This window comes from Halomonas sp. EF61, assembly GCF_040147045.1.
GTDB classification, from domain to species: domain Bacteria; phylum Pseudomonadota; class Gammaproteobacteria; order Pseudomonadales; family Halomonadaceae; genus Halomonas; species Halomonas litopenaei.
This window is the reverse complement of the sequence record NZ_JAMSHM010000001.1, coordinates 2,018,280-2,039,154: the sequence shown is the minus strand read 5'-3', so window position 1 is coordinate 2,039,154 and position 20,875 is coordinate 2,018,280. Positions and strand designations below refer to the sequence as shown.

General features: G+C 65.5%; 21 protein-coding genes. 7 read left to right on the top strand and 14 right to left on the bottom strand.

Features of this window, described 5'->3' with window-relative positions; genetic code table 11:
• Positions 1–96 precede the first annotated feature (96 nt).
• From NFI08_RS09060 to NFI08_RS09050, 3 genes are read right to left on the bottom strand one after another with little or no spacing between them, the layout of a single operon-like run.
• Positions 97–444 carry a DUF3024 domain-containing protein gene (locus tag NFI08_RS09060; RefSeq protein ID WP_349588729.1) on the bottom strand — a complete coding sequence of 116 codons (348 nt, stop codon included), beginning with the start codon at positions 442–444 and terminating at the stop codon, positions 97–99.
• Between the two features lie 11 nt (positions 445–455).
• Positions 456–698, bottom strand: coding sequence for a helix-hairpin-helix domain-containing protein (locus tag NFI08_RS09055; protein WP_349588726.1), 243 nt, complete (start codon positions 696–698; stop codon positions 456–458).
• 12 nt (positions 699–710) lie between these two features.
• Entirely contained in the window at positions 711–1,172 is a 462-nt protein-coding gene (locus NFI08_RS09050; protein WP_349588723.1) for an META domain-containing protein, read from the bottom strand.
• Between the two features lie 226 nt (positions 1,173–1,398).
• On the opposite strand from NFI08_RS09050, the gene NFI08_RS09045 reads away from it, so the two are divergent.
• From NFI08_RS09045 to NFI08_RS09030, 4 genes are all read left to right on the top strand, one after another.
• Positions 1,399–1,803, top strand: coding sequence for a DoxX family protein (locus NFI08_RS09045; protein WP_045991298.1), 405 nt, complete (start codon positions 1,399–1,401; stop codon positions 1,801–1,803).
• A 272-nt stretch (positions 1,804–2,075) separates the two neighbouring features.
• Positions 2,076–3,539: a DASS family sodium-coupled anion symporter gene (locus NFI08_RS09040; RefSeq protein ID WP_349588720.1), complete on the top strand. Its 1,464-nt coding sequence runs from the start codon at positions 2,076–2,078 to the stop codon at positions 3,537–3,539.
• A gap of 932 nt (positions 3,540–4,471) precedes the next feature.
• Positions 4,472–4,936 (top strand): NfeD family protein, encoded by a 465-nt coding sequence (locus NFI08_RS09035; protein WP_349588717.1) that lies wholly within the window; start codon positions 4,472–4,474, stop codon positions 4,934–4,936.
• A 137-nt stretch (positions 4,937–5,073) separates the two neighbouring features.
• Positions 5,074–6,111, top strand: coding sequence for an SPFH domain-containing protein (locus tag NFI08_RS09030; RefSeq protein ID WP_045991301.1), 1,038 nt, complete (start codon positions 5,074–5,076; stop codon positions 6,109–6,111).
• 187 nt (positions 6,112–6,298) lie between these two features.
• Here the strand turns inward: NFI08_RS09030 and rpoH are convergent, their stop codons facing one another.
• The 4 genes from rpoH to ftsY all read right to left on the bottom strand — a co-directional run bounded on the left by rpoH (position 6,299) and on the right by ftsY (position 10,548).
• Positions 6,299–7,165: an RNA polymerase sigma factor RpoH gene (rpoH, locus tag NFI08_RS09025; protein WP_045991302.1), complete on the bottom strand. Its 867-nt coding sequence runs from the start codon at positions 7,163–7,165 to the stop codon at positions 6,299–6,301.
• 130 nt (positions 7,166–7,295) lie between these two features.
• Positions 7,296–8,339, bottom strand: a complete 1,044-nt coding sequence (ftsX, locus tag NFI08_RS09020; protein ID WP_045991303.1) for a permease-like cell division protein FtsX — start codon at positions 8,337–8,339, stop codon at positions 7,296–7,298.
• Positions 8,336–9,004 carry a cell division ATP-binding protein FtsE gene (gene ftsE / locus NFI08_RS09015; RefSeq protein WP_045991304.1) on the bottom strand — a complete coding sequence of 223 codons (669 nt, stop codon included), beginning with the start codon at positions 9,002–9,004 and terminating at the stop codon, positions 8,336–8,338. Before ftsE ends, ftsX begins: the two co-directional genes overlap by 4 nt.
• Entirely contained in the window at positions 9,001–10,548 is a 1,548-nt protein-coding gene (gene ftsY / locus NFI08_RS09010) for a signal recognition particle-docking protein FtsY (protein ID WP_349588712.1), read from the bottom strand. The genes ftsE and ftsY overlap by 4 nt, the downstream gene beginning before the upstream one ends.
• 171 nt (positions 10,549–10,719) lie before the next feature.
• Here ftsY and rsmD point away from each other — a divergent pair, with 171 nt between their 5' ends.
• Both rsmD and zapB read left to right on the top strand, forming a co-directional pair.
• Positions 10,720–11,394 (top strand): 16S rRNA (guanine(966)-N(2))-methyltransferase RsmD, encoded by a 675-nt coding sequence (gene rsmD / locus NFI08_RS09005; protein WP_045991306.1) that lies wholly within the window; start codon positions 10,720–10,722, stop codon positions 11,392–11,394.
• 164 nt (positions 11,395–11,558) lie between these two features.
• Entirely contained in the window at positions 11,559–11,780 is a 222-nt protein-coding gene (gene zapB, locus NFI08_RS09000; RefSeq protein ID WP_045991307.1) for a cell division protein ZapB, read from the top strand.
• A 136-nt stretch (positions 11,781–11,916) separates the two neighbouring features.
• On the opposite strand, the gene NFI08_RS08995 is transcribed toward zapB, so the two are convergent.
• The 7 genes from NFI08_RS08995 to prfB form a co-directional block, all read right to left on the bottom strand.
• A complete protein-coding gene (locus NFI08_RS08995) occupies positions 11,917–12,498 on the bottom strand; it encodes a GNAT family N-acetyltransferase (protein ID WP_239452498.1) in 582 nt (193 codons plus the stop codon).
• The gene (locus NFI08_RS08990) at positions 12,470–13,411 is read right to left on the bottom strand and encodes a hypothetical protein (RefSeq protein ID WP_286985536.1); all 942 of its coding nucleotides are present in this window, start codon (positions 13,409–13,411) and stop codon (positions 12,470–12,472) included. Before NFI08_RS08990 ends, NFI08_RS08995 begins: the two co-directional genes overlap by 29 nt.
• A complete protein-coding gene (locus NFI08_RS08985; RefSeq protein ID WP_045991309.1) occupies positions 13,408–13,719 on the bottom strand; it encodes a BolA family protein in 312 nt (103 codons plus the stop codon). Before NFI08_RS08985 ends, NFI08_RS08990 begins: the two co-directional genes overlap by 4 nt.
• 72 nt (positions 13,720–13,791) lie before the next feature.
• Entirely contained in the window at positions 13,792–15,258 is a 1,467-nt protein-coding gene (locus tag NFI08_RS08980; protein ID WP_045991310.1) for an MFS transporter, read from the bottom strand.
• Between the two features lie 163 nt (positions 15,259–15,421).
• The gene (locus NFI08_RS08975) at positions 15,422–15,808 is read right to left on the bottom strand and encodes a hypothetical protein (RefSeq protein WP_045991311.1); all 387 of its coding nucleotides are present in this window, start codon (positions 15,806–15,808) and stop codon (positions 15,422–15,424) included.
• Between the two features lie 159 nt (positions 15,809–15,967).
• Positions 15,968–17,497, bottom strand: coding sequence for a lysine--tRNA ligase (gene lysS / locus NFI08_RS08970; RefSeq protein WP_045991312.1), 1,530 nt, complete (start codon positions 17,495–17,497; stop codon positions 15,968–15,970).
• A 150-nt stretch (positions 17,498–17,647) separates the two neighbouring features.
• Positions 17,648–18,746 (bottom strand): peptide chain release factor 2 gene (gene prfB / locus NFI08_RS08965; protein ID WP_197037043.1). Its coding sequence is split into 2 segments (ribosomal slippage): positions 17,648–18,670 and positions 18,672–18,746, totalling 1,098 coding nucleotides; the frame shifts between segments, so codons are not numbered across the junction.
• A 386-nt stretch (positions 18,747–19,132) separates the two neighbouring features.
• Between prfB and NFI08_RS08960 the strand changes: the two genes are divergently transcribed.
• The gene (locus NFI08_RS08960) at positions 19,133–20,764 is read left to right on the top strand and encodes a peptide ABC transporter substrate-binding protein (protein ID WP_045991314.1); all 1,632 of its coding nucleotides are present in this window, start codon (positions 19,133–19,135) and stop codon (positions 20,762–20,764) included.
• Positions 20,765–20,875: the final 111 nt, after the last annotated feature.

Genomic DNA, 20,875 nt, shown 5'->3' with positions numbered 1-20,875 from the left:
GCCTAGCCCCCAGCCGAGCCGCCCCCCCCACGGGCGGGTTCGACTTTATTCAGACGTGATAGCAGCAGAGAATCCATCGGCTCCCAGCACGCTTGGCTACCCGAAGAAACAGGCCATCTCGTCGCGACCCACCAGTTCGAGAAAGGCTTCCACCGTCCCCACCTGGGGACAGGGCGTATAACCGTGCCACTTCAGGTCCGCTCGCTGCCAGTAGACCTTCCAGACATCCTGACTACGCACGTACTTCGCCTTGGCGACGGGTATCTCCAGTTTCTCGTCAGGTTTGTCATAGCGAGGACTGACTTCGAAGATCTCCAGACTCTGCCCATCGATACGAAAGGCGAGATCAAGTTTTGATCTCAGGTGAGGCGGTGGACGGCGCTTCTCGACGAAAGCCTCTGCCGCCTTCTCCACTCGCTTTCTCTCCAGATCATTGAATGCCATAAGACGGCCCCCTATTCCTGTAGACCTTGCCTGGCACGCACGATGGCCGCCTCCACCGCCGCTAGGGCGCGTGGCGAATTCTTCCAGCAGCTGGTGTTGAGCATCGATGCCACCTGCTCGGCGATCTCCCGGGCCTCGAACGTCGCCAGACGCTCGAAGGAGTCGATGCCAAGCAGCTCAAAGCGGCTGACGACAGTCGGCCCTACCCCGTGAAGCGCAAGCAGCGCCACCCTTTCTTCGTTGCTGAAAGCCATCATCACTTCCTCTTAGCTGGCGTCGCGAAAACCGCCCAGCACCAGCGAGTTGGGGCCGAAGAACACCAGTCGATCGTGGTCGATCAGGTAGCGATAGGCGTTGTCGAGCATCTCGCGGACCTGCTGGGCCCCCTGGGGATTGGCACAGGCCATGCGAGTCGCGGTCAGTTCACCGAAGTCGATACGCTGGCTGTCACCGAAGCTCACCGTGCCGGTGAAGCGATTGCAGCCGTCGCTACCGCTGACACTGCCATCGGAAGCCACCTCGAAGTACGGCTTCTGCGGCATCGACAGGCGATCGCTGGTGCCCACCAGCAACAGGTTCCAGCGCTTGCCGACCAGCGGGCTCGAGACGCTGCCTGGGGCCGCCGTGTCGCCACCACCCGCCGTGGGCGCGGGCTGGCTGGAACAGGCACTGAGCGCCAGGGTGAAAAGAGCGAAAGCGGCGGTGCGGCGAAGTCGTGACGGAACCATGCTATCTTCCTTGCAGCTGAGTCATCTGGATGATGCCTAATATGCCAGAATTGCCTGCGTGGTCCGACCGTTTCGGTGATTCTGGTGTTGCGACCGAAGGCACCATGCCGAAGTCATCGCGATCATGCTGCGAAGCCACGGATAACTCGGTGCGTCTGTTTTCCGACCAATACCTGAAGTGAAAGGCTCTCGAGTCAAAAAAGCCCCTAGTGAAAAGGAAGTCACCATGCTCAACGCCCTCGACAACGACGACCTGGGAAAGCTGATACTCCGCCTGGCCCTTGGCGTGATGATCCTGCTGCACGGCGTCAGCAAGCTGATCAATCCCGGCAGCCTGTCCTGGATCGGTGAAACCCTGGCCTCCCATGGCCTGCCCACGGTGCTCGCCTATGGCGTCCTGCTGGGCGAAGTCGTCGCACCTGTCATGGCAATCCTCGGCTGGAACACTCGCATCGCCGGTCTGCTGATCGCCGGCAACATGGTGGTGGCCATCTATCTGGCGCATATGGGTGAGCTGTTCAGCCTGACCAGCAGCGGCGGCTGGGCGCTGGAGCTGCAGGGCATGTTCCTGTTCGGTGCCCTGGCGATGATGTTCCTGGGCAGCGGCCGCACCGCGATCAAGCCCGACTAGGGACCGTTCACCTCCTCTCGCGCCATGCCGGGCAGTTCCCGGCATGGCGTCGGCTGCAGCCCTCACCCAACTCCTGCACCGTTATCTCCTGCCTTGGCGCTGCGACCTCCTCAGCGCAAGTTGCACTCGACATGACCATTTCGACGAAAGTCGTACTTCTGCTTGATGTCCGTCATTCGGACGTCGTCTCGTCTATGCGTAAATGAGCACAACACCTTCGGATTCTCTCTGTGGAGAGGTGATCACTCGATCTTCCCCAAAGGAGCTCGCTTATGCTCGCATTCAAACCGCTCCCCTCCCTGGTCTCGGTGACCCTGGGGCTGGCGCTCTGGTTCGTAATCCCCGTACCTGACGGCGTCAATCCCGAGGCCTGGCACGTGCTGGCGATCTTCGTCGCCACCATCGCCGCCATCATCGGCAAGACCATGCGCATCGGCGCCCTGGCAATCATTGCCATCACCGTGGTCGCGCTGACCGGCGTCACCAACCCTGAAAGCTCCAAGGGCGCGGTCTCCGACGCCCTCTCTGGCTTTTCCAACCCGCTGATCTGGCTGATCGGCCTGGCCATCATGATCTCCCGCGGGCTGTCGAAGACGGGTCTGGGCAACCGCATCGGCTACGCCTTTATCGCCGCCTTCGGCAAACGCACCCTCGGCATCGGCTACGCCCTGTCCCTGGCGGAGCTGACCATCGCCCCGATCACCCCCAGCAACACCGCCCGGGGTGGCGGCATCATGCACCCGATCATGCGCTCCATCGCCGACAGTTTCGGCTCCTCCCCCGAGTCCGGCACCAGCAAGAAGATCGGCGAGTACCTGGCGCTGGTGAACTATCACGCCAACCCCATCACCTCGGCCATGTTCATCACCGCAACGGCCCCCAACCCCTTGATCGTCGACCTGATCGCCAAGGCCACCGACTCCGCCATCTCGATCACCTGGACCCAGTGGGCGCTGGCCGCGCTGTTGCCCGGCCTGGTCGCCATCGCCTTGATGCCGGCGGTGCTGTACGTGCTGTATCCGCCGGAGCTCAAGCGCACCCCGGACGCCACCTCCTTCGCCCGCGAGCAGCTCACCGCCATGGGCCCGCTCGACCGCGGCGAGAAGATCATGATCGGCGTGTTCGGCCTGCTGTTGATCCTGTGGGCCGGTATCCCGGCGATGCTGTTCGGCCCCGAGTTCAAGGTAAACTCCACCGCGGTGGCGCTGCTGGGACTGTCCATCCTGCTGGTCACCAATGTGCTGACCTGGGATGACATTCTCGGCGAGAAGTCCGCCTGGGACACCATCGTGTGGTTCGCCGCTCTGGTAATGATGGCAAGCTTCCTGGGCAAGCTCGGACTGATCGGCTGGTTCTCCGGGGTCATCGAGGAGGGCATCAGCAGCTTCAATATGGGCTGGTTCGGCATGGCCCTGGCGCTGACCGGCGTCTACTTCTACGCGCACTACTTCTTCGCCAGCACCACCGCCCATATCACCGCCATGTACGCCGCCTTCCTGGCCGCCGGTATCGCCCTCGGCATCCCTACCCTGTACATCGCCCTGCTGCTGGCCGGCGCCTCCTCGCTGATGATGTCGCTGACCCACTACGCCACCGGCACCGCCCCGATCATCTTCGGCTCCGGCTATGTGGAACTCGGCACCTGGTGGAAGGCCGGACTGGTGATGAGCCTGGTCAACCTGACCGTCTGGGTCGGTGTCGGCAGCCTATGGTGGAAGGTGCTGGGGTACTGGTAAGACGCCCGGAAGGCGGGTCCGCTCTTGATCAGAGCAGGAGCCTGGTCAACCTGACCGTCTGGGTCGGTGTCGCAGACTCTCTACGGTGGAAGGTGCTGGGGTACTGGCAAGACGCCCGGAAGGCGGGTCCGCTCTTGATCATGGCAGGAGTCTGGTCAACCTGACCGTCTGGGTCGGTGTCGCAGACTCTCTACGGTGGAAGGTGCTGGGGTACTGGTAAGACGCCCGGAAGGCGGGTCCGCTCTTGATCAGAGCAGGAGCCTGGTCAACCTGACCGTCTGGGTCGGTGTCGCAGACTCTCTACGGTGGAAGGTGCTGGGGTACTGGTAAGACGCCCGGAAGGCGGGTCCGCTCTTGATCAGAGCAGGAGCCTGGTCAACCTGACCGTCTGGGTCGGTGTCGCAGACTCTCTACGGTGGAAGGTGCTGGGGTACTGGTAAGACGCCCGGAAGGCGGGTCCGCTCTTGATCAGAGCAGGAGCCTGGTCAACCTGACCGTCTGGGTCGGTGTCGCAGACTCTCTACGGTGGAAGGTGCTGGGGTACTGGTAAGACGCCCGGAAGGCGGGTCCGCTCTTGATCAGAGCAGGAGCCTGGTCAACCTGACCGTCTGGGTCGGTGTCGGCAGCCTGTGGTGGAAGGTGCTGGGGTACTGGTAAGACGCCCGGAAGGCGGGTCCGCTCTTGATCAGGGCAGGAGCCTGGTCAATCTGACCGTCTGGGTCGGTGTCGCAGACTCTCTACGGTGGAAGGTGCTGGGGTACTGGTAAGCCCCGTAACACGACAGCCTTTCGGGCCTCCTCACATTCAGCCAAGCGCCACCGCAATCGCGGTGGCGCTGTCGTCTGCGGGCCTCACCGGCTTGCCGGGCCACGGCAGGCGGCGCAGAATCGGACAGGACAGGACGTCATTTCGCTGCTTCCAAGAGGCCCCTCATGGATTTTCTATCTCCCGCGCTGTGGTGGCTGCTGGCCGGACTCGCGGCTCTGCTGGTCGAGCTGCTGACCGGCTCCTACGTGCTGCTGGCCCTGGCGGCGGCGCTCGCCCTCACCGCCCTGGCCGCCTGGCTGGGCGCCACTTTCACCCTGCAACTGATCGTCCTGGCGATCGCCTGCGCCGTGCTGGTGCCGCTGGCGATTCGACAGTTAAGACGACGCGGCCGAGGCGCGAAAAAAGGCTTCGGCGTGGCTGGTAGCGGTGGAGGCCGCGGTCAACGCTTCGTGCTGGTCAGCCGCGACTTCGATGACGCACCCTGCATCAAGCTCGACGGTGATCTCTACCGTGCCAGCCTGGCGGACGAAGCAGGGAGTGGTCCTGCCCTTCGTCCGGGTGACGAGGTAACGCTGGTCCGCTTCGAGGGCACCCAGGCGGTGGTCCGTCCCGCCGGCGAAGGTTCTTGATCCCGGTCATGCGCTCGTTCGGGCAGCGGCCGCCAGACGCTATCGCCACTCGCCCGCCCATTGCCTAAGCTGGCTTTCGGCGGCGGGATGCCGTCGGTCGCCCTGGGCGACACTCTCGATACCAAGGAGGTACTTGCATGTTGCCGTATGCCATAAATCCGGGGCTATTGATTGCCCTGGTGGTGGTCGTCATCGCCGTGATCATGGTGATCAAGGGACTGGTGATCGTTCAGGAGTCCGAGGTGATGGTGATCGAGCGCCTCGGCGCCTACCACCGCACGCTGCAGAAGGGCATCAACTTCATCGTTCCGTTCTTCGACAAGCCAAGACCGATCAAGATGGTGCGCTACCTGCGCAAGGGCCAGGAATTCACCCCGGTGCTGAGTCAGGAGACCCGCATCGACCTGCGCGAGTCGGTCATGGACTTCCCGTCCCAGCCGGTGGTCACCACCGACAACGTGACGGTGCGCATCGACGGCGCCATCTACTTTCAGATCATCGACCCGGCCAACGCCGTCTACAAGATCGAAAACATGAGTCAGGCGGTGGAGGTACTGGCCAAGACGACCCTGCGCTCGGTGGTCGGCCAGATGGAGCTGGACAAGATCTTCGAGTCCCGCGCCGAGGTCAACGCCAAGATCAAGGAACAGATGGAGGAACCTGCCTCCAAGTGGGGGGTGGCGATCAATCGCATCGAGGTGCAGGACATCGAGATGCCGACGGAGGTCAAGGAGGCCATGCACCTGCAGATGTCCGCCGAACGTCGCCGTCGAGCCACCGTCACCGAGGCCGAGGGCGAAAAGGCCGCCGCCATCGCCAAGGCCCAGGGCCAGAAGGAGTCAGCGATCCTCAACGCCCAGGGCGACAAGGAATCCGCCATTCTGCGTGCCCAGGGCGAAAGTCGCTCCATCGAGCTGGTACTGGGTGCCATGGGCGAAGGCGAGAAGAGCACCAGGGCGGTCATCGGCTACCTGCTCGGCCAGTCCTATATCTCGATGCTGCCGGAGATGGCCAAGCAGGGAGAGCGTGTGTTCGTGCCCTACGAGAGTTCGGCCCTGCTCGGCGCCATGGGCGCCTTTCGCGATCTCAGCGCCGGTGACGAGGCGCTGGGCGACATTGCCCGCCGCGCAGCCGCCGCTGGCGGCCTGACGGGTGCTGCCAGCGCCCAGGGCTAGGCGCTGGTACCAGGGCGTGTAGCGACTGGTATAGCGGCTGGTATAGCGGCTGGTATAGCGGCTCAGGCAACCACCCTACAGCCCCTATGGCAGTCGCCCTGGTACAAGCTCAGCCACAACTGAAAACGCCCGAACCGTGAGGTTCGGGCGTTTTCGTCCTGCCAGCGGCTGGCGCAATCGATGGCGCTCAGGCCGCCATGCTGTCGCCCAGACGTTCGCGGATCTTCTTCATGGCGTTCTTCTCGAGCTGACGAATGCGCTCGGCGGACACGCCATAGACGTCGGCCAGTTCATGCAGGGTCGCCTTGTTTTCGGCGAGCCAGCGCTGGCTCAGGATATCCCGCGAGCGCTCGTCGAGCTCGGCCAGCGCGCCCTGGAGGCGGCGGGTGGCGTCCTGCTCCCAGTCGCTGTCCTCGAGCTGGGTCGCCGGGTCCTGGCTGGCGTCGTCCAGATAGTGAACCGGAGCCTGATAGGCCGAATCCTCGTCCTCGGACGGTGAGGCATCGAAGCCGGCATCATGGGAGGCCAGACGACCTTCCATCTCGCGCACCACCTCGGGCTTGACGTCCAGGTCCTTGGCGATGGCGTCGACCTCGTCGCTGTTCAACCAGGCCAGGCGCTTCTTGGCGCCGCGCAGGTTGAAGAACAGCTTGCGCTGGGCCTTGGTGGTGGCGATCTTGACGATGCGCCAGTTGCGCAGCACGAACTCGTGGATCTCGGCCTTGATCCAGTGCACCGCGAAAGACACCAGGCGTACGCCCTGGGTCGGGTCGAAACGCTTGACGGCCTTCATCAGGCCAACGTTGCCTTCCTGAATCAGGTCAGCCTGGGGAAGTCCATAGCCGGAATAGCTGCGTGCGATGTGCACGACAAAACGCAGATGGGACATGACCAGACGGCGGGCGGCTTCCAGATCGCCTTCCTGCTGAAGGCGATGGGCCAGGTCCTGCTCTTCATCCACCGTCAGCAGCGGAATGCGATTGACGGCCTGAATATAGCCGTTTAGGTCGTGCCCCGGTGAAAGATGACCCACCGGCAGAAGACTGTTGCTCATGTGCAGGTTGTCTCCTCGAAGACCAACAAGATTTCGGATGCACCTTGGAGGATAAAAATAGGAAGAAGTTCCCCTTTGGTCGTAGACATCCGACGAAACCGTACAAGAAACGGGTGATTACCTGTTGCCGCTAGCGTGGCTTGATGCCCGCCAGATGGCGGCTGACGGCGATCCAGGCTCCCAACCAGCCCAATAGTGTACTACAAGTCAGCAATGTTGTAGAGCCGACGAGGCCCAGGGTCGGTAGCTGATAGTGCGCGCCGTAGCTGGCCGCCAGCGATGCCACCGGCGCCGCCAGCCAGTCGCTGCCCAGGGTCAGAAGACCCCACGCCAGCAGTCCGCCGCCCAGACCATACCAGGCGCCGCTGTACAGAAAGGGTCGGCGTACAAAGGCATGGGTGGCGCCGATCAGGGTCACCACCTCGATCTCCTTGCGCCGGTTCTCCACCGCCAGGCGGATGGTGTTGCCCACCACCAGCAGCACGCCCAGACCAAACAGCACCCCCAGCGCCAGGGTCAGGCGACGCCCAAGCTCAGCCAGTTGCCGCAGACGCTCGATCCAGGCCAGGTCGAGGCGCACCTCGGCCACCCCGGACATCGCCGACAGCCGCTCGGACAACGCCGCCATGGCCTCCGGTGACGGCGTCGTCGGCGAGATCACCACCGCGGCGGGCAGCGGATTCTCGTCGAGCCGCGCCAGGGCATCGTCAAGCCCCAGGGATTGCTGGAATTCCGCCATGCCCTGCTCGGCGGTGATCAATTCGGTGGCGGCGACCTCCGACTGAGCCTCCAGCGCTTCCAGGATGCGCCCGGTCTCGGACTCGCTCACCCCCTTGTCGAGGTAGGCCGTCAGGGTGGCGCTGGCGTCCAGCTCGGCGTCCACCAGCTTGGCGCTGTCCAGTGAAAGCCACAGGGCGCTGGGCAGCACCAGGGCGATGGCGATGGCGAGCATGGTCAAGAGGCTACCCACCGGCTGGCGCACCAGCCGGCGCAGGCTGTCCACACACATGGCGCGATGGTGGCGCAGCCAGGCTTGCCACTGCCCCTGTGCACGCACCGTCTGCTGACGCGCACCGCGAGGTGACGTCGAGGCCTCCTGGCGGCCGCCCGTACGTGCGGCGGCCGAGGCGCCCCTGGGCGTCGCCGCGCCCTTGCGCGAATGGCGAGCGCTCATGCGGCCTCCTCGTCGGCCACCAGGCGCCCCTCGCTCAGGCGCAGGGTGCGGTGACGCAGCCTGGCGATCAACGCCAGATCGTGACTGGCGATCATCACCGTGGTGCCGATGCGATGAAAGTCCTCGAACAGCCCCATGATATCGGCGGACAACTGAGGGTCGAGGTTACCGGTAGGCTCATCGGCCAGCAGCAGGGCGGGCTTGTTGACCACCGCCCGGGCGATACCCACGCGCTGCTGCTCGCCGCCGGAAAGCTCGATGGGAAGCGCCTTTTCGCGGTGCAACAGGCCGACCTTGTCGAGTGCCGCGCGGACCCGCCGCGCGATATCCCGCGGCGCCAGGCCGCGGATCTCCAGCGGCAACGCCACGTTGTGATAGATCGAGCGGTCGAACAGCAGCTGGTGGTCCTGGAAGACCACCCCGATCTGACGCCGGTAGAACGGCAACTGGCTGGGATGCAGCTTGTCGATATCGTGACCGGCGACCATCACCCGTCCGCGACTGGGTCGCTCCAGGCGCATGATCAGCCGCAGCAGCGAACTCTTGCCGGCACCGGAATGGCCGGTGAGAAACACCATCTCGCCCCGCGAGACGCGAAAATCGATATTGGAGAGCGCCTCGAAGCGCCCTCCATAGCGCTTGCCGACGTGCTCGAAGGCGATCATTCGTCGGCGTCACTCGGGCGACGATCGAACAGGGCGTCGACGAAGTCCTCGGCCTTGAACGGCCGCAGGTCATCCAGACTCTCACCCACCCCGATAAAGCGGATCGGCGTCTTCAGCTGCTTGGCCAGGGCGAAGATCACGCCCCCCTTGGCGGTACCGTCGAGCTTGGTCAGGGTGATCCCGCTGACCGGAACCGCCTCGTTGAAGGTGGCCGCCTGGGACAAGGCGTTCTGGCCGGTACCGGCGTCGAGCACCAGCATCACCTCGTGAGGCGCCTGCGCATCGAGCTTGCCCATCACCCGATGGACCTTCTTGAGCTCTTCCATCAGGTGACTCTTGTTGTGCAGGCGACCAGCAGTATCGGCGATCAAGACGTCGACGCCACGGGCACGGGCCGCCGCCACGGCGTCATAGATCACCGAGGCGCTGTCGGCGCCGGTATGCTGAGCCACCACCGGCACGCTGTTGCGCTCGCCCCACACCTTGAGCTGCTCTACCGCAGCCGCGCGGAAGGTATCCCCCGCCGCCAGCATCACGCTCTTGCCCTCGCGCTGGAAGCGCTGGGTCAGCTTGCCGATGGTGGTGGTCTTGCCGACGCCGTTGACGCCCACCACCAGGATGACGAAGGGCCCACCATCGGCGGTCTCGAGGCTCAGGGGCTGGCTGACCTCGCCGAGCATGGCGGCCAGCTCCTGCTGCAGCGCACGATACAGCGCCTCCGGGTCCTTCAGCTCCTTGCGCGAGACGCGATCGGTCAGCGCCTCGATGATTTCGCTGGTGGCCTCGATACCGACGTCGGCCATCAGCAGCTGGGTCTCGATGTCCTCGATCAGCTCGTCATCGATCTGCTTGGCACCCATGAACAGGTCGGCCAGGCCGTCGCTCAGGTTGGCCCGAGTCTTGCCAAGGCCCTCGCGCATGCGCGCAAACCAGCCCTTCTTCTCGCCACCCTTGCCACCCTGCACCGGCGCTCTGGGCTTTTCCTGCAGGGCCGGGCCGGTAGGACGGCTGGGCTCGATCACCTCGGCGTGCTCGCGCTGGCCGGTGCCAGCGTCGGGAGCTAGCGGACTTGCAGGCTCGGGCACCTCTGCCTCAGCCAACTTGTGCGCCGAGGCAGGCGATTCATCTTCGGCTGGCTCACCAGCCGGCTGGGGGGCGTCAGACGGCGCCTGGTCGGCTTGCGACTCGCCGGACTTCTGCTCGACAGGCTCTTGCTTGACGGGCTCTTGCTTGTCGGGCTCAGGTTCAACGGGCGCCTGCTCGGCAGGGGTGGACGGCTCGGCAGGCGCTGGCGCTGCCGGCTCGACAGGCTCCGGCACCACCGCCTCGGCGGTCTCGGTCGGCTCGGGGCCAGATTCCCGGCCCTGCTGGGGCGGCTCGGCATCCGACGGTGAGCCTTGCGACAGCTCGCCGCCGAGGGGCTGTTCAGCCTCCCTGTCAGCCGCGCCTTCCGCCTCATCTGCAGACGACTGATCGACGACTTCCTGGTCCTTGGCGGGTTCTTCGCCCGTGTGCTTCTTCTTGCGCTTGAAAATACCGAACATGGATGACCTGACGCCTCAGCCGGTGAACGAACCGCCACATCCTACCACCCTGCCCGCTCGCTGTGGACACAGGACAGCCCCGAGGCGGCGACGCGACGCTGCCCACAGCCTGCCACAGAAGCGATGGCGAAGGCATGACGACACCCGGCCATGGGGGTAGAATCGCCGCCCATGAGTCGACAACGTCCTTCAAGAAACCGTCCGCGCGGCGGCGCCGGAAAACCCCGCTCGGGCAAGAGTCCCGCGAGCGGTCGGCCGCCTGGCAAGCTGCGTATCATCGGTGGCGAACACCGCCGCCGCCAGCTTCCGGTGCTCGACAAGCCCGGCCTGCGCCCGACCCCGGACCGGGTGCGCGAAACCCTGTTCAACTGGCTCGGGGGCGAGCTGTACCGCATTCGCGTGCTCGATCTGTTCGCCGGCACCGGTGCCCTGGGCCTGGAGGCGCTATCGCGTGGCGCCAGCGAGGCCCTGTTCGTCGAGCGCGATGCCCAGGTGGCCCAGGCGATCAGCGATAACCTGGCGACGCTGGCGATCGATCGCGCCAAGGTGCGACGCGCCGACGCCGCAGCGCTGCTGAAAGACGATACCGCCAGCCCCTTCGACCTGGTGTTTCTCGACCCGCCCTTTCGCCAGGGCCTCGCCGAGCCATGCTGCCAGGCCCTGGAAGCCGGCTGGCTGGCGGATGAGGCCTGGATCTACGTGGAGGTCGAAAGTGGCCTGGTTCCCGCCGTGCCCCCCACCTGGCAGCTACACCGAGAGGTCCGCGCCGGAGACAGCATGGGGCGTCTGTATCGACGCAGCGAAAGCGACGCCGACTCGCTCAAGGACGCTGCGTCTGAGAGCTGAGCCGGCAGTACCCCAAGCACGCGACCGTCGTAATTCCTGAGCCGAATCAGCAAAGCAGCCCCGTCGCCGCCCGGCGACGCTTGTTCGCCGGCGGCGGCGGCGTTACGCTCGTTCCATCGGGGCGCGCGTCGCGCCTTCACCCCACGTCATGTCAGGAGACGAGGATGAGCACGGAACTCTTCAACCAACTCGAAAAGAAGGTCTCCAGCGCCCTTGAGGCCCTGGAATTGCTGAAACTGGAAGCCGAGGAGTTGCGCGAGGAAAACGCTCGCCTGAAGCAGGATCGCGAAGAGTGGGAACGTCGCCTGACCGCCATCCTGGGCCAGCTCGATGAGGTGGAAGGCGAAACGGGCAATACCGAACAGGCGCCCGCCCATAGCCTCTGACCTGCCTTGTGTGCCGGCAGTGTCGACTCGAACGGCTGATACGAACGATCGACACGAATGAAAAGGGCTCCCCATGGGGAGCCCTTTTGCATTGCGCGTACGATGGATGCACGGAAGCCGTGCGCTTCAGGCTGTTTCAGTCAAGCGCCAGCGACATCAGCAAGGCATCGACACGCTCGCCGCCATCGGCCAGCGGCGGATAGTAGCCGCGACGCACACCATCCTCGGCGAAGCCGGCGGCTCGGTAGCAGGCGATCGCCGCGCCGTTGTCGGCACGCACCTCCAGCAGCAGTCGCTCCGAGCCCCACTGGCGCGCTACCGCAATAAGGCTTGTCAGCAGCCGTGCGGCAAGCCCTTGGCGGCGAGCTTGCGGGGCCACCAGGATCGCTTCCAGCTCGGCCTCGAAGGGCTGGCGTGCCAGCAAGGCGTAGGCGTGAATAGCCCTCTGCCCCGTCATGCCCGCATCAAGGCCGCCTTCAACGCCGACATCACCTGCCGGTCCCAGCCGATCGATCCCCAGCAACAGGCGCTGGTCATCTTCCAGCGCCTGGGCCAACGCCTGAGGGCTGGACAACGGCGCTGACGGCATCGCTTCCAGTCGCAGGAGAGCATCAAGATCGGCGGCGCCAAGGACACGGACAGGACCGTAGCCGCCGCTATGGGGACAGCTCTGCTGGCCCGCTGTCGCCTCAAGCGCCATCGCTGTCGTCTCTGGCACCATCGCCTCCAGCACCATCACCTCGAGTGCCGTCGCTCCACTGTGCCTGCCACTCGCCGATCTGCGACCACAGCCGGCGCTTGGCCTCGGCACCGACGCCGTCACCGGCGAGCAGTTCGTCGAGCCCCGGGCCCTGCCACAACGGCAGCGCCAGGGTCTGGCTGCGCGGAGGCTGCGCGCTGTTGTCGGTGGTGTCAGACGGGGCCAGTGCTTGCATCAGCGCCTCCTGGCGGCCGAATACCAGCACCCGCTCCGGAGCCCAGCCACGACGAGCGCGCCCGGCCACAAAGGCCTTGAGCCCCTGACGCGCCTCGTCCAACGGCCGCCTGACCGGCAAGCCCTCTTCCAGCGGCCAGGCAAGGGAGTCGAACACCGGTCGCTGCGACGGCCTGACCCCGGCGCCGGTCAGGATATTGAGCAGAAGCCGCTGGTGCAGGGGCCCCAGCGGTTCGTCACGGGCGACCAGCAAAAGCCAGCGACCGTCGAGACAGGCCACCTGACAGCCGAAGCGCAGCGGCTCGGCGCCTTCCTCCGCCTCATCCTCTGCCGGCATGGCCGTGGGGGCCGTCGCTGCACCGTCGTCTGCATCGGGCACGATATCACCGAGCAGCGCCCTGGCCTTGCGCGGACCAGCCGGCGCCTGGGGGGCAGGAGCCTGGACGGCAGAGGACGAATCAGCGACAGCGGCCTGCTCGGTCGCCCCGGCGGACGTGTCGCCACCGCCGGCCGAGGCGGGCATGTCATCGAGCAGCGCATGCAGGCCCTTGGCACCGGGCTGGGGCCGCTCTTCGGGTACCGGCTCGGGCCAGTCGCAGGCTTCGGTCTCGCGGGCGTTGGGTAGCTGATAGCGGGCCACCCAGGCGGTCAGCCCCATGGCATCCAGATAGGCGAGCCGTGTCGGCTCCGGCGTCACGAGCGTGAGCCGCCCATGCAGTTGGGCGAGTCCGGACGCGGTGCACTGCGGCTATCCCACTCACCGGGGGTGTAAAGGTGCAGCGCCAGGGCGTGGACCGGGCCGGACAGTTCATCGGCCAGCAGCGAGTAGATCTGCTGGTGGCGCTTGACCGGCATCAGCCCGGAAAAGCGCTCGGAGACCAGGGTCACCTTGAAGTGGGTTTCCGAGTTCGGCGGCACGCTGTGCATGTGGCTCTCGTTCTCGACCACCAGTTCGGTGGGCTCCAGGGCCTTTAGCTTGTGTTCGATGGTCGCCTGAATACTCATGATGGGTACTCGCGTCTGTGACGGTTAATTTTGTACATACTGTGCCATTGTACGCCCTCGCCCAGCCGCTGACTAAGCCCGATCCGCGACCCGGTTCGGGGAGTCCTCGCCCACTCGTTCGGAGTAGCCGGCCCGCGCGGCCTTCTTCTGCTCCCGCGCCGCACGATACGCACGATGGGCCCGGGGGATACGCACCAGGCTGATCACCAGCGCCAGCAAGGTGGTGACAGCGCCGACCCACAACGCCTGCTGAACGCCAGCGCCGGCGGCCAGGCACAGCCCGACCAGGGCCACCCCCAGCGACTGCCCCACCGTGCGGGTGGTACTCATCACCCCCGAGGCGTTGGCGCTGCGGGCCTTGGGTACGCTGGTCATCAGTTCACGGTTGTTGGGCGGCTGGAACAGGCCGAAGCCTGCGCCACACAGGGCGGTACGCCACAGGCTGTCGATCGCGCTGGCGTCCTGCGGCAGCGCCGCCAGGCTGACCAGCCCCAGCAACAGCATGACCAGGCCGACGCTTGCCACCACGCTCGGGTTGAAGCGATCGGCCAGACGACCAGACAGCGGCCCGACCACCATGATGGTCAGCGGCCAGGGGGTAAACAACCAGGCGGTATGCAGCGCCGAGTAGCCCATCTGCTGCTGGTAGAGAAACGACAGCGCAACGAAGGTCAGCCCCTGTCCGATGAAGGCGGTGCCCTGGGCGGACACTGCCAGGCTGAAACGCGGTTCACGAAACAGCCCCAGCGGCAGCAGCGGATGGGGAGCCCGCCCCTGGCGACGGATAAAGGCCACCGCCGACACCACCGTCACCGCCAGCCAGGCCAGGATCTCGGCCAGCGGCGCGCGATGACCGACGGCGTCCATGCACATGAACAGTCCCGCCAGCATGGCCATGGAGGCCAGGGCGCCGAAGGCGTCGAAGTTGCCCTCGCGGCGTTCCTCCCTGGGCAGGGCTCGCCAGGCCATGACCGCGGCGGCGGCGCCCAGCGGCACGTTCAGGGCGAACAGCCACGGCCAGTTGGCCACCGACAGCACCAGACCACCGATCGACGGGCCGGCGGCGTAGCCCCCCGCCACCACCAGCGACGACAGGCCCAGGGCGCTGCCGAGCAGGCGCGAGGGAAAGATCGAGCGATAGAGGCTCGGCCCGATCGACAGGGTGGCGGCGGCGCCGACGCCCTGCAGGGCACGAAACACCAGCAGGGTCTCGAAGTTGGGCGACAGCGCGCTGCCCAGCGCCGCCACTACGAACAGGGTGAGCCCTGCCACGTAGACCTTGCGCCGACTGAGCAACTCACTGGCGGCGGCGAACACCAGCAGCATGGCCGCGCAGACCACCTGGAACAGGTTGGTGATCCACACCGCGCGGGCATCGGACACGCCCAGATCCCGCGCCATGGAGGGCAGCGCGATATTGATCATGGTGGTGTCCACCACCGCCATCAGGGTCCCCAGCACCAAGGCGATGACCGCCAGCCGTCGCTCCGGCCCGGGCAGGCCGTCGTCGCCGTCACGGGTGGAGAACAGTCGACTCATCGGGGCAATTCCTGGTGTTGTCTAGGCGGGTGTTGTCTTGCATCGGGGTGGTCAGGCACAGGAGGTCATGCCGGCACGCAACGAGACCGGCCGTGGCCGGTCTCGTCGACACCTGCGGGGTACATCCGGCAGACACTGATCAGCGGCGGCAGGCCGCGCTGTTTCAGTCCTGCTCGAGGTCGGCCAGCAGTTCGTCGTCCACCTCGGAGATCTCAAGCGCAGCCTCGCCATCCAGATCGATCGCCAGATAGCTGTGCTCGACCTGCAAGAAGCGCTGGAACAGCTCCCAGTTCAGGGCCTCGGGCCACTGCCGTTCGTCCTCTTCCCAGGCGCGCAGTTCGTTCTCGAGCACCTCGAGATAGCGCTCGCGAACGAAGGCTTCCAGCGCCTCGGGGGTGTCCATCTCCGGGATCAGGTAGACCGTGCTTTCCCGGTCGACGTCGGCGAGCGTGAGGTCGTCATCGCCCATGGTCGGTTCCAGGGCATTGATCCAGTCAACAAAGTGCTGGGTGGGTCTGACGCTCAGTGCGGAGCGGTTGAGCAGTTTCATCGCGGTCTCCTCGACGTCGAATCGCAGCCATTATGGGTGCTAAGGGCCTCGCTTGCCAGCAAAAGCCCGGCCCCGCCGACAATCCATCGGCCCGACCCCGCCGACAATCCATCGACCCGACCACTGGGGACATTGTCCTCGGTGGCCAGGCCGAACGGCTCAGGCCTCGCCGGCTTCCGGGCGCATCGCCGGGAACAGCAGCACGTCGCGGATCGAGGGGCTGTCGGTGAACAGCATCACCAGGCGGTCGATACCGATGCCCTCGCCGGCGGTGGGCGGCAGGCCTACCTCGAGCGCGCGCACGTAGTCGGCGTCGTAGTACATCGCCTCCAGGTCACCGGCGTCCTTCTCGGCCGCCTGGGCGCGGAAGCGCTCGGCCTGGTCCTCGGCGTCATTGAGCTCGGAGAAGCCGTTGGCGATCTCACGGCCGCCGACGAAGAACTCGAAGCGGTCGGTGACGAAGGGATTGGCGTCGTTGCGCCGCGCCAGCGGGCTGACCTCGGCCGGATACTCGGTGATGAAGGTCGGCTGGTCCAGGCGCGCCTCGGCCACCTCCTCGAAGATCTCGGTCTGCAGCTTGCCGAGTCCCCAACCATCCTTGACCTTGATGCCGAGGCGCTCGGCCAGGGCACGGGCGGCGTCGAGGTCGTCGATGTCCGCGGCCTCGATGCCTTCGCCGTGAGCCAGGATCGCCTCGCGCAGGGTCATCCGCACGAACGGCTGGCCCAGGTCGTAGGTCGCTCCCTGGTAGTTCAGGGTGGTGGTGCCGAGCACCTTCTGGGCGATCTCGCGCAGCATCGCCTCGGTCAGATCCATCAGCGCCTGGTAGTCCACGTAGGCCCAGTAGAACTCGACCATGGTGAACTCGGGGTTGTGGCGGGTGGAGAGCCCTTCGTTACGGAAGTTGCGGTTGATCTCGAAGACCCGCTCGAAGCCCCCCACCACCAGGCGCTTCAGGTAAAGCTCTGGCGCGATACGCAGGTACATGTCGATGTCCAGCGCATTGTGGTGGGTGATGAAGGGACGCGCCGTGGCGCCGCCGGGGATCGGCTGCAGCATCGGCGTTTCCACCTCCATGAAGCCGCGATCCTCGAAGAAGCGGCGCATGGCGCTGATGATGCCGGCACGGGTCTCGAACACCCGGCGCGAGTCCGGGTTCATGATCAGGTCGACATAGCGCTGGCGGTAACGCGCTTCCATGTCGGTGAGGCCGTGGAACTTGTCGGGCAGCGGGCGCAGGCTCTTGGTCAGGAGCTTGGCCTCGCGCATCATCACGTACAGGTCGCCCTTGCCGGACTTGTGCACCGGGCCCTGGCCGGCCACGATGTCGCCGATGTCCCAGCCCTTGATGTCCTCGAGCAGGGCAGGATCCAGCCCCTTCTTGTCGACGTAGAGCTGGATCTGGCCGCTGACATCCTGGATCACGATAAAGGGGCCGCGCTTGCGCATGATGCGCCCGGCGACCGCGGCCTCGCGGCCCAGCGACTCCAGCGCTTCCTTGTCATGCTCGCCAAGTTCCGCCTCGAGCTCGGCGGCCAGGCTGTCACGGCGAAAGTCGTTGGGGAAGGCGCTGCCGCCCTCGGCCTCGGCGCGCTCGCGACGAGCCGCCAGCTTGGCGCGGCGCTCCGCGATCAGGCGGTTCTCTTCGGCAACGGCGTCATTGGTGGAAGGCGTATCCTGGTTGGCCATGGCTACTCGTCTCTGTCACGGCAGGGAAGCCGCCACGGCGGTTCCCCGAACGGCCCCGGCACGGGACCCATGAATGGTGGTGGCGAAACGCCCCGAGGCCACTTGGCTCCCGGGGCGAAGTCGCGACGCGGTGGGCTTGGCGACGGTCGCTTAAAGCCCCTGCTTGAGGCTCGCGACGATGTACTGGTCAAGATCGCCGTCGAGCACCTTGTCGCAGTTGCTCGACTGCACGCCGGTGCGCAGGTCCTTGATGCGCTGGTCGTCCAGCACATAGGAACGGATCTGGCTGCCCCAGCCGATGTCGGCCTTGGAGTCCTCGGCCTCCTGCTTGGCGGCGTTGCGCTTCTGCATTTCCAGCTCCCACAGCTTCGCCTTCAACTGCTTCATGGCGAAGTCGCGGTTGGCGTGCTGGCTGCGCTGGCTCTGGCACGACACCACCACGCCGGACGGCTCGTGGGTGATCCGCACCGCCGAGTCGGTGGTGTTGACGTGCTGACCACCGGCGCCGCTGGAGCGGTAGGTGTCGACGCGCAGATCCGCCGGATTGATCTCGACCTCGAAGCTGTCGTCGATCTCCGGCGACAGGAACACCGAGGCAAAGGAGGTGTGGCGGCGGCCGCCGGAGTCGAACGGACTCTTGCGCACCAGACGATGCACCCCGGTCTCGGTGCGCAGCCAGCCGAAGGCGTACTCGCCCTGGACGTGCACCGTGGCCGACTTGATCCCGGCCACTTCACCGGCCGACAGCTCGATGATCTCGGCCTTGAAACCGTGGGACTCGGCCCAGCGCAGATACATGCGCAGCAGCATGTTGGCCCAGTCCTGGGCCTCGGTGCCGCCGGAGCCCGCCTGGATGTCGAGATAGGCGCTGTTCTCGTCCATCTCGCCGGAGAACATGCGCCGGAACTCGAGCTTCTCGAGGTTGGCCTGCATCGAGGCCAGTTCCTTCTCGACCTCGGCCACGGTGGCCTCATCGTCTTCCATCTCGGCCAGCTCCAGCAGGTCCCGGCTGTCGCCGAGGCCCTGGTCCAGCTCGTCGATGGTGGCGACCACCAGTTCCAGCGAGGCACGTTCCTTGCCGAGCTTCTGGGCGTAGTCCGGGTCGTTCCAGACCGCCGGGTCCTCAAGCTCGCGGGTGACTTCCTCTAGCCGATCTTTCTTTTCGGCATAGTCAAAGATACCCCCTCAGGACGTCTGTCCGCTCAGACAGGTCCTTGATGAGGTTGTGAATCGGGTTGGTTTCCAACATGAAGTTCGCCTTTTGTCGTCCCTCGCCGGGTGCCGGCGTGCGCTCGCGATGCGCCGGTGGCGATGGGCCAGTTGCGATGATCGTCGGCCAGGCCGCGATAAAGGGGATGCATTGTAGCCAAAACGTCTAACCCCGTCATCCTGCTCCTGCCATCGAGCCCCCTTGCCACAAGGGCTCCCACGGGGCTATCGACGAAACGCAAGACGTCATGAAAATTTTCGTCTGGACAGCACCGGAGCCACGGCGCGATGGTCGATATCGACTAAGCGGGCTTAGCCGGTGTCGCACGCCTTGTGCGGCCTTCCCACAATGGCCGTGGTCGCAGCGAACCGCGCTGCCAACGGCCCGGCCCGCGACAACAATGCCAACACGAACAAGGAACTGACATGATCGCGAACCGTGCTCGCTGGGCCCGCCGCCTGGCGCTGGCCTCCGGCCTGACCCTGTCCTCGCTGGCGGCCGCCATCAGCGCACCGGCCATGGCCGAGACCCTCGATCTTGGCGTCACCGGCGAACTCGCCTCCTTCGACACCTCCCAGATCTCTGGCGGCGTGTGGGAGTCCCAGATCCTGATGGACGTTTACGAGGGCCTGGTCAAGAACGCCCCGGACGGCGAGATCCTGCCCGGCATGGCCACCGACTGGGAGGTCTCCGAGGACGGCAAGACCTACACCTTCAGCCTGCGCGAGGATGCCCGCTGGTCCGACGGCGAGCCTGTCACCGCCGAGGACTTCGTGTTCGGCTGGCGCCACCTGCTGGACCCGGCCAACGCCTCCAAGTACGCCTATATGCTCTATCCGGTGGTCAACGCCAGGGAGGTCAACACCGGCGAGCTGCCCCTGGAGGAGCTTGGCGTGGAAAGCCGCGACGAAGGCCGCACCTTCGTGGTCCAGCTGACTCAACCGACGCCCTACTTCCTGCAGCTGCTGACCCACTACACCGGCTACCCCCAGCCACAGCACACCTTCGAGGAGTACGGCCGGGACTACGTGGATCTCGACAATATCGTTACCAACGGTGCCTTCACCCCCACCGAGTGGATCTCCCAGTCGCGCATCACCGTGGTCAAGAATCCCGAGTACTACGAGGCCGACCAGGTGGCGCTGGACGGCGTGCGCTACCACACCATCGAGGATCGCAACGCCGGCGTCTCGCGCTTTCGCGCGGGCGAGCTGGACATCATGACCGAGTACTCCTCGAGCATGTACCCGCTGTTGAAGGAAGAGATCCCCGAGGCCACCCACATGGCCACCTACCTCGGCAGCTACTACTACGTGTTCAACCACCGCGACGGTCATCCCACCGCCGACCCCAGGGTGCGCGAGGCGCTCAACATGGCGGTGCGCCGCGACGTCATCGCTCAGCAGATCATGGGCGGCACCTTCCAGAAATCGCTGTCCTTCGTGCCTGACGGCATCGATCACTACCAGGTGCAGAACACCAGCTTCGAAGACGCCGACGGCAATGACATCACCGATGACATGAACGCCCGCATGGCCCGCGCCAAGCAATTGCTGGAAGAGGCCGGCTACAGCCAGGAGTCACCGCTCGAACTGCGCCTGCGCTACAACACCACCGACGAGCACAAGAAGATCGCGGTGGCGGTGTCGTCCATGTGGCGCCCGCTGGGTGTCGAGGTGGAGCTAGTCAATGCCGAGGCCACGGTGCACTACCAGACCATCGCCGAGGGAGACTTCGATGTGGCCCGGGCCGGCTGGATCGCCGACTACAACGACGCCGAGAACTTTCTGGCGCTGCTGCGTTCCGGCGTCGGCAACAACTACGGGGCCTACGCCAACGAGGAGTTCGACGCCCTCTACGACCAGGCCGCCGCCACCCTGGACCTGGATGAACGCAAGGCCGTCATGGAAAGCGCCGAGGCCCTGGCCATGGACGACGACGCCCTGATCCCGATGCTCTACTACGTCTCACGCAACCTGGTGAACCCGAAGATCAGCGGCTGGGAAGACAACATCGAGGACGATCACCCGTCTCGCTGGATCTCCTTCGACGAGTAGCAGCGCTGGGTTGGTAAATAGCAGTGCTGGGTTCGTAAATAGCAGCGCTGGGCTATCTTCAAGGACTCGCTTCAAGGACTCACTTCAACGACTCGCTGCGAGAACTCGCCT

Coding starts and splice junctions, on each gene's coding strand:
- NFI08_RS08985 (WP_045991309.1), bottom strand. CDS start 13,719: ATGAGTATTCAGGCGACCATCGAACACAAGCTAAAGGCCCTGGAGCCC.
- NFI08_RS09050 (WP_349588723.1), bottom strand. CDS start 1,172: ATGGTTCCGTCACGACTTCGCCGCACCGCCGCTTTCGCTCTTTTCACC.
- NFI08_RS09040 (WP_349588720.1), top strand. CDS start 2,076: ATGCTCGCATTCAAACCGCTCCCCTCCCTGGTCTCGGTGACCCTGGGG.
- rsmD (WP_045991306.1), top strand. CDS start 10,720: ATGAGTCGACAACGTCCTTCAAGAAACCGTCCGCGCGGCGGCGCCGGA.
- ftsY (WP_349588712.1), bottom strand. CDS start 10,548: ATGTTCGGTATTTTCAAGCGCAAGAAGAAGCACACGGGCGAAGAACCC.
- rpoH (WP_045991302.1), bottom strand. CDS start 7,165: ATGAGCAACAGTCTTCTGCCGGTGGGTCATCTTTCACCGGGGCACGAC.
- NFI08_RS09060 (WP_349588729.1), bottom strand. CDS start 444: ATGGCATTCAATGATCTGGAGAGAAAGCGAGTGGAGAAGGCGGCAGAG.
- NFI08_RS09045 (WP_045991298.1), top strand. CDS start 1,399: ATGCTCAACGCCCTCGACAACGACGACCTGGGAAAGCTGATACTCCGC.
- NFI08_RS09055 (WP_349588726.1), bottom strand. CDS start 698: ATGGCTTTCAGCAACGAAGAAAGGGTGGCGCTGCTTGCGCTTCACGGG.
- NFI08_RS08980 (WP_045991310.1), bottom strand. CDS start 15,258: ATGAGTCGACTGTTCTCCACCCGTGACGGCGACGACGGCCTGCCCGGG.
- NFI08_RS08960 (WP_045991314.1), top strand. CDS start 19,133: ATGATCGCGAACCGTGCTCGCTGGGCCCGCCGCCTGGCGCTGGCCTCC.
- zapB (WP_045991307.1), top strand. CDS start 11,559: ATGAGCACGGAACTCTTCAACCAACTCGAAAAGAAGGTCTCCAGCGCC.
- ftsE (WP_045991304.1), bottom strand. CDS start 9,004: ATGATCGCCTTCGAGCACGTCGGCAAGCGCTATGGAGGGCGCTTCGAG.
- NFI08_RS09035 (WP_349588717.1), top strand. CDS start 4,472: ATGGATTTTCTATCTCCCGCGCTGTGGTGGCTGCTGGCCGGACTCGCG.
- NFI08_RS09030 (WP_045991301.1), top strand. CDS start 5,074: ATGTTGCCGTATGCCATAAATCCGGGGCTATTGATTGCCCTGGTGGTG.
- NFI08_RS08975 (WP_045991311.1), bottom strand. CDS start 15,808: ATGAAACTGCTCAACCGCTCCGCACTGAGCGTCAGACCCACCCAGCAC.
- lysS (WP_045991312.1), bottom strand. CDS start 17,497: ATGGCCAACCAGGATACGCCTTCCACCAATGACGCCGTTGCCGAAGAG.
- ftsX (WP_045991303.1), bottom strand. CDS start 8,339: ATGAGCGCTCGCCATTCGCGCAAGGGCGCGGCGACGCCCAGGGGCGCC.